Genomic DNA, 6762 nt, shown 5'->3' on the forward strand with positions numbered 1-6762 from the left:
ATCAGTCCTCGAACGCCTCAAATGAGATCTGGCTTTGATCGAAAAGATAGAAACTTGCCAACTCTTCCTCAATCAAGCCGGCAATTAACGTTGCCATCTCACCTCGTGTCAGTTCGCGAAAATCGTGCGCAACCAAACGGGCCCAGTCGACTGCAAATGAGTAAAGTTTAGAAACGTTGCCAGCGGCGACATGGTTGTCGGCTTGGGTAAGTGCTCCAACCAAGCGGGTGTATATGGTGAGTTCGAGCTGGTCGTTGAGCACGCCTGGCGGTACATTATCTTGGATCAGTAGATCCTGGACGTCTGAGAGAATCGCCGCGTCAATCTCTCCATCCAAGATTTGGCTACTCCGAATGAGGTTTGGGCCCTTCATGATAACGTTGTAGCCGAATTCCAAATCATTATTGCGGAGTGAACAGAGGATCAGGAGGGAGTCTATCTGGGTGGAAACGCTGCCCGGATCTCGGAAAAGATTCCGACGTTCATATAACCTTTTGTTAACCTGATTGAAGAAGCTCTCGACCTCTATCGCTAAATCCTCACGGTCAAACACAGAGCGATCAGAAATCTTGATGGTTATACCGAGAACTTCTGGTCGCCAATCTGTAGAGACAGGTGAGAACCTTGTGCCATCATTATCATCCCATTGATTCAATGCACGTTCCCACCGGTTACTCCATCCAGGAGAACTGGGGCGATAAATCACGACAAACTGAGGATACGGGCGCTGCGGTGGGAAGTCTCGCGCCACATCGACCGTATACTCTTGATCGGAGACCATTTTCTCAAAGCGGGTGCACTGATCGCTGATCTTTTGTTCCGCACCACGAGCCTGCACCTGTAATCCAATCGACGCAGTATCGAAGTCGACCGCGTAGCCGTCGGTAACGGTCGCAGGGGCTAACTCCAACGGCCGAGGCTCGCTTTGAATTTCGATCTCCGCTGCGATCGCCGGGATCGTCTGAACGAACATCGCGAAGAGTACCAGGCTTTTTCGCAGTTGGAACCTGTTCGTTCGAACGATCAGGAGGCACATATCACTCCTCCTCAACGCCAACTGACATCGCCACAGTATCTGCAACGAGGAACGAGGTGACTTGCTTGCCCGACTCTCCGTACCGAACCCTAAAGTCATCTGCAATCAGTTTCCGAACGCGCTCTTTCACCTGTTGCGTACGAATCTTAACCTTGTACACATGATCTGAACATGACTTGAATATGCCCCATTTACGCCGACAATGCCGAGCTTTATGTGTCTCCTCCCTGAACCCGGTCAGATTAAGATTACTTTGATCTGGTGGCAGGTCCACTGATTGCGCCTCGGAAAACTTCGAGAGCAGGTCATGTGCAAAGGACTCCCGCACTCGGCTCATAAAGCCTTCACGTAATTTTTCCGAATCTAGGATGCCGCGCGGATCGTCAATGTTGATCCGAAATGTCGATGTCTGCTGCACATCAAACAAAGCCTCCGACAACGACCCCGCGGTTACGTTACCGTTCCGCCGCTGCACCTCTCGCTGGACGATTTCGCCGATTGCAGACGCATCGAACTCCATTGTGTATGTTGCGGCGGACTCCAGTCGATACACAAAAGTGTAGTTCGCCACTAGCCTCGCACCTGCCATCTCGTCCGTGGAACCCCGAGGCGTTACGTTCCCGATCTCGCTGTCATAGAAATCACAAGCCCCCGCGAGAGTGAGTCGAACAAAGCCATTAATCGAATTGCCGAATATCACCGCGTTATCTTGAGGTTCCGCCGCAATATTGAAATTCTCCAAGCCATTAAACTTTATGCCGGGAACATCAATTTCAAGCGCAGTAGGCACAACATTAGCATCGACGAGCAGCAGTGCACGTTCGACAGTGGTAAGGTTGAAGGACAGGACGCCAGCTTCTACGGGCAATCCGGTGACAAAGTAATTCTGCTCATTCAACCGTCGATATTCCCCAAGGAGATTGTTCCATTCTAACGTCAATAGCAAATTCGCTTGCAAGCCTTCGGCTGCAGCAAGCCGCGCAAAATTGTCTAGAAGAGCTCTCAACGCCGCCTGAACTTGGGTGAAATCGGCAATCTCTTCTGAAGTAGCCTCTCCTGCAGCTATTTTCTGGCCAAGTTTTTCACCTCTTGCCATGAGAGCATTTATAGTGGCTGTACTCGACAGGACTGCTGGACAGGTTCGCACAGCAACACTTGGCACGAAGCCTACAAAAGTTGTGGACCCGACCAAGGGCGGCTTCACGAAAATGGCTGTGCAATCCTCATTGAGCAGGAAGCCGCCATCGATCTTACCAAGCGGCGATCCACTATCGGGCTGCAGCACAGATGTGGCGCCCTGACATTCTGGAGACTCGAACGCACCCGCATTAGCATCGGCGCCTCCAAGAGCAAGCAGCGCGGCTGCGACCATTCCCATCGCGGAATCTCTCACAACGACCTCCTATTCTATTTCCTAAGGTATCAAATCTATGAAATAACCTTCGCATTCCAAATTTTCGACACCCAACTTCAATCTGCCCAAGTGAGCAACGAACTCCTGTTGGCCTCAAGAAAAATAAGAAAAAACGTCAAGTGTTTCGACCTCATCGAGTTAGAACTTATTAAACTTCTCTGTTACATACATTTGATCATAAGCATTTGCGTAATCAAAAAAATCGTACTTGAGCTTGAATCGGCTATTTTTGTCTATCAGAAACAATTTTTATGCAAATAACAATAATTTAATATTTATACTATATTAAATATATTTAAAATACCAACTATAAAGCGCCATGTTAATTATGGATAATTCTCAAGTGATTAAATTATCTTACCATTTCTTACAATAAAGAGGATGTTACAAAATTCTTCCCCAAGAAATCTTCAAACAATGCATGGTATAATAGGGGCCGATCATTACGTCATAGGCTTCGTGACATCGACCGCGGGGATAATCAGTTCGCATTCCAAAAGCAGAACCCCAATCAGCAGCAGTAACATCTTCTAATTCACTAACCAGCATACCAAGGGTTTTTTTGTTCTTGTTTTCGACAATCCCGCACACATCAAATTGCCGGAAAGCTTTGGCTAGTTTCGCAAATTCAGGTGGCTTTTTGCCTAACCACTAAATGCTATTAGGCGCAACAATCAAGTTACTATTCGATCGCTCTGGGGGATGTGTCAGTAATCGCCGAGGCTTGACGGCATGTGAATACGTTTAAGCCAAGCAGCAACATCGTGTCGGTTAATTTGTGCAATGTCTCTAGAAGCCGATTTCGCGTCATCATATTAGTGTATCCCCCAAACACTTAACGCTAAAACTTATCGCAGTCAGATTTTATTAAGAAGCAGTATGTAAGCACACAGTCGTTATTTGATCAACAAAAAAGATTATGTTGTCAATTAATTACTATTTTAGGATGCGTTATCAGTATGTACGGTTGAATATGAATTATCATGGCTAATAGATTCCGTTACTGTTACTGATGATGGTGATGATCCTCTCCACCTAGTCTGGAAAGGAAGGATCTTCCTCAATCCGCCCTTCAATGACGAGTTGCCGATCTGGGTTGAAAAGCCCTATGAAGCCTATAGAAGCGGTAACGCGATTATTGCCATACCTACTTGCCGGTCTTTTCGAATTTACCCTGGTGGCTCAGTTCTTAGTCAACAAAGCACTCATGGTCTGCTTGTGAGAGTCTGTTTGGATAATCTCGCTACCAGGATTCCAGCTGGGTTGGATTTGTAATTCAAGTTCTTGATGTGGACCGAGCAGAGTCGTGGCCGGATGGCCAAGATCGCCAGGAAGACCAAGCGCTACCCCTCTGACCTGAAGGACGAGGAGTGGGAGCAAATCGCGCCCTTGATGCCCAAGCCTGGACGGCGCGGCCGACCGCGGGAGGTCGAGTTTCGAGAGGTGATCAACGCGGTGCGCTACCTGGTGCTCTCTGGCTGCGACTGGCGGATGCTGCCGGTGCACTTTGGGCCCTGGCAGACGGTCTACGGTTGGTTCCGCGAGTTGGCGAGACGCTTCCTATTCCAGACCATCCACGACCTAACGCCGATGGTCGACCGCGAGCGGGCCGGGCGCGAGGCCAGCCCTTCAACCGGGGTGATCGACAGCCAGTCGGTCAAGGCGCCGCAGGCCGAAGTGCGGGGCTACGACGCCAGCAAGAAGATCACCGGGCGCAAGCGTCACATCGCCGTCGACACCGACGGACGGCTTTTGATGGTCGATCTCACCCCTGCCGACATCTCCGACAGCGCCGGCGCCCAGGCCATCCTGGACGGCATCCGCAAGCGCAGGCCGTAGATGAAGCACCTGTTCGCCGATGGCGCCTATGACCGGCTCAAACTGATGAACAACGCCGCCTTCCTCGACTTCGTCATTGAGGTTATCCGAAGGTCCGACGACCAGAAGGGCTTCCAGGCTCTGCCGCGCTGCTGGGCCGTCGAGAGGACCTTCGGCTGTAAGACCCGTTGGCGCCACCTCGTGCGCGACTACGAGCAGCGCATCGACGTCTCTCACGCCATGATCCTCGTCGCAATGGGTGGAAATCTGCCACGCAGAAACACTCACCCGTGAATTTCCAAACGGACTCTGAGATGTCGTTACCTTCGAGAACTAGATTTGAACCGTGAAACTGGTCCGAATTGATTGCGGAATTTTGGGAACATTTTCCGACGAAGGAGGAGTGTACCGATGCCGAAGAAACGATTTTCAGGTGAGCAGATTGCTTTACACTGAAACAAATGAAAGCAGGCACGACGGTCGGCGAGATCTGCCGTAAGGTGGGGATTGCCGAAGCAACATTCTATTGATGGATGAAGGCCTGCGCCGGGATGGGCGTGTCGGAAATCCGGCAGCTGAAGCAGCTTGAAGATGAGAACGGGAAGATGAAGCGCCTGGTGGGCGATCTGGCGCTTGACAAAACGATGCTTCAGGACGCTCTGCGAAAAAATGTATGGTCCGGCCTGCGTTTGCAAGGTTGTTGTGGGTGACGTGTCGGTTTGCATAAATGTATCCGACCTCTTATCTGTGACATTCCTGACTTTGCTTGACGTTTTCCTTAGCCTTTTAGGAAAGACGTCAGGAGGTTGTTATGGATCGTCAAGCAGAACGCGATATTCGCCGCAAATTAAAGTGTCTGGAGTATGGTCAAGCTCACGGGAATGTCACCCACGCGTGCAGAAAGTTTGGCATCTCCAGGGAAACCTATTACCAATGGAAACGCACCCTTGAAACAAAGGGTGAAGCGGGTCTGATCAACAAGAAACCATGTCCCGAAAACCTTAAGCTACGGACCTCGCTACACATCGAAGAGAAAATCCTCTATCTCCGGCGCACCTATCATTTCGGGCCGGTCCGCATCTCTTGGTATCTACACCGCTATCATGGCATCCGGATTTCCGGCCACGGTGTCTATCAGACACTCAAGCGAAATGGCATGAACAGGCTGCCGGAAAAGGTCAATACCTAACTTCCAGCGTTACGAGAAGAAGGACCCAGGCCACCATATCCAGGTGGACGTCAAGTTCCTCATTTTCAAAGACGAAAACGGCATAAAGATAAACCGTTTTCAGTACACCGCCATCGACGACGCCACACGGATCAGAGCCCTAAAGACATACCCCAAACACACACAGAAAAACGCCATCGACTTTGTGAACTAGGTGATCGAAAAGATCCCGTTTCGCATCCACACGATCCGTACGGACAATGGCCATGAGTTCCAGGCTAAATTCCATTGGCACCTGAGTGACCTCGGAATCAACCACGTCTACATAAAACCGGGAACCCCGCGACTGAATGGAAAAGTCGAACGATCTCACCTGACCGACCAGCAGGAGTTTTATCAGCTCATTGATTGCAAGGGTGATGTCGACCTCGCTCTAAAACTCAGCGAATGGGAGGCCTTCTATAACTTTATGCGTCCTCATGCCGCCCTGGGAGGGGAAACGCCATATGAGAGACTTCGACAGAAGCTAACAACGTGATAAAATTCAGCTTGAAAACGTCAGCCGTAGTCCGGACCCACACATCTTATCAGTGGGCTGATTTTGCCAGCCAAGCATTGATGAGATCCGCACCTCGGGTTCCAGATTACTTGCTCCGGGTTCATGTCCTTCTTCTTGCGCGTAGCTTACCCGTGGTCGATCAACTGTTTGGTCATCACACCCCGCGCAATCAGATTGCGTTCAAGATTGTCAGATCATGCTGTTGCCCCCTTCGTTCGCAAATTGAGTTGTCCGGTACGCGCCAGAATAGTCCAGACGATCCGGGTGAGTTTGTTTGCCAGGACAACGCCCACTTTGTTGCGATGGGTGCGTTACTCAAGACTGATGAGCCACCGCCCAAGATCATGCAGTTCGCGATTGAGATGGAGGAAACATGATCGTGCCCCATGGATGATAAGTCTCACGACATACCCGTTCCCGCATTTGCTGATCCCAAACTACGTCTGCTTGCCACCAGTCGAATGTTCGGCTGGGATAAGTCCAAGCCACGCAGCTATGTCACGTGCCCGTCTGAACTGTTTGGCCGTCGCCATTATCGCAGTCGCACCGAAAGGGCCGATACCGGATGTCAATCGGCATTCTAAAGTGACCCTGTATCAGCGACTAAAAGGAGGTCAGACCCAACGTTCAATGCTGATTAACCCCCAAAACAGGGGCCTTATTGCATGCCTATCCACGGTGGTCTCAACAGGTGGTCTCAACAGGTGGCCGCAACACTTTAGTCTTTGAGGAAAGATGGAGTGTTGGACATGAAGTATCGTCGCCGT

Annotated in this window: 2 protein-coding genes and 5 pseudogenes; 4 read left to right on the forward strand and 3 right to left on the reverse strand. The window is 50.4% G+C overall.

The window, feature by feature from the left end:
* Position 1 precedes the first annotated feature (1 nt).
* Positions 2-1036 (reverse strand): hypothetical protein, encoded by a 1035-nt coding sequence (locus QMZ18_RS33940; RefSeq protein WP_282610890.1) that lies wholly within the window; start codon positions 1034-1036, stop codon positions 2-4.
* Between the two features lies 1 nt (position 1037).
* Positions 1038-2414, reverse strand: coding sequence for a hypothetical protein (locus tag QMZ18_RS33945; protein WP_282610891.1), 1377 nt, complete (start codon positions 2412-2414; stop codon positions 1038-1040).
* A gap of 1323 nt (positions 2415-3737) precedes the next feature.
* Here QMZ18_RS33945 and QMZ18_RS33950 point away from each other — a divergent pair.
* The 4 pseudogenes from QMZ18_RS33950 to QMZ18_RS33965 all read left to right on the forward strand — a co-directional run bounded on the left by QMZ18_RS33950 (position 3738) and on the right by QMZ18_RS33965 (position 5974).
* Positions 3738-4562: pseudogene (locus tag QMZ18_RS33950) on the forward strand (IS5 family transposase).
* 117 nt (positions 4563-4679) lie between these two features.
* Positions 4680-4942: pseudogene (locus QMZ18_RS33955) on the forward strand (transposase); the annotation flags it as partial.
* 137 nt (positions 4943-5079) lie between these two features.
* Positions 5080-5220, forward strand: a pseudogene (locus QMZ18_RS33960) (helix-turn-helix domain-containing protein); the annotation flags it as partial.
* Between the two features lie 35 nt (positions 5221-5255).
* Positions 5256-5974 (forward strand): annotated as a pseudogene (locus tag QMZ18_RS33965) (integrase core domain-containing protein).
* Between the two features lie 395 nt (positions 5975-6369).
* Here QMZ18_RS33965 and QMZ18_RS33970 read toward each other — a convergent pair.
* Positions 6370-6558, reverse strand: a pseudogene (locus QMZ18_RS33970) (transposase); the annotation flags it as partial.
* Between the last annotated feature and the right edge of the window lie 204 nt (positions 6559-6762).

It is taken from the genome of Pelagibius sp. Alg239-R121 (assembly GCF_947331435.1).
In the GTDB taxonomy this organism is placed as follows: domain Bacteria; phylum Pseudomonadota; class Alphaproteobacteria; order Kiloniellales; family Kiloniellaceae; genus Denitrobaculum.

Excerpts from the sequence above, each read along its gene's own strand:
- QMZ18_RS33940 (WP_282610890.1), bottom strand. The coding sequence starts at position 1,036 with ATGTGCCTCCTGATCGTTCGAACGAACAGGTTCCAACTGCGAAAAAGC.
- QMZ18_RS33945 (WP_282610891.1), bottom strand. The coding sequence starts at position 2,414 with ATGGGAATGGTCGCAGCCGCGCTGCTTGCTCTTGGAGGCGCCGATGCT.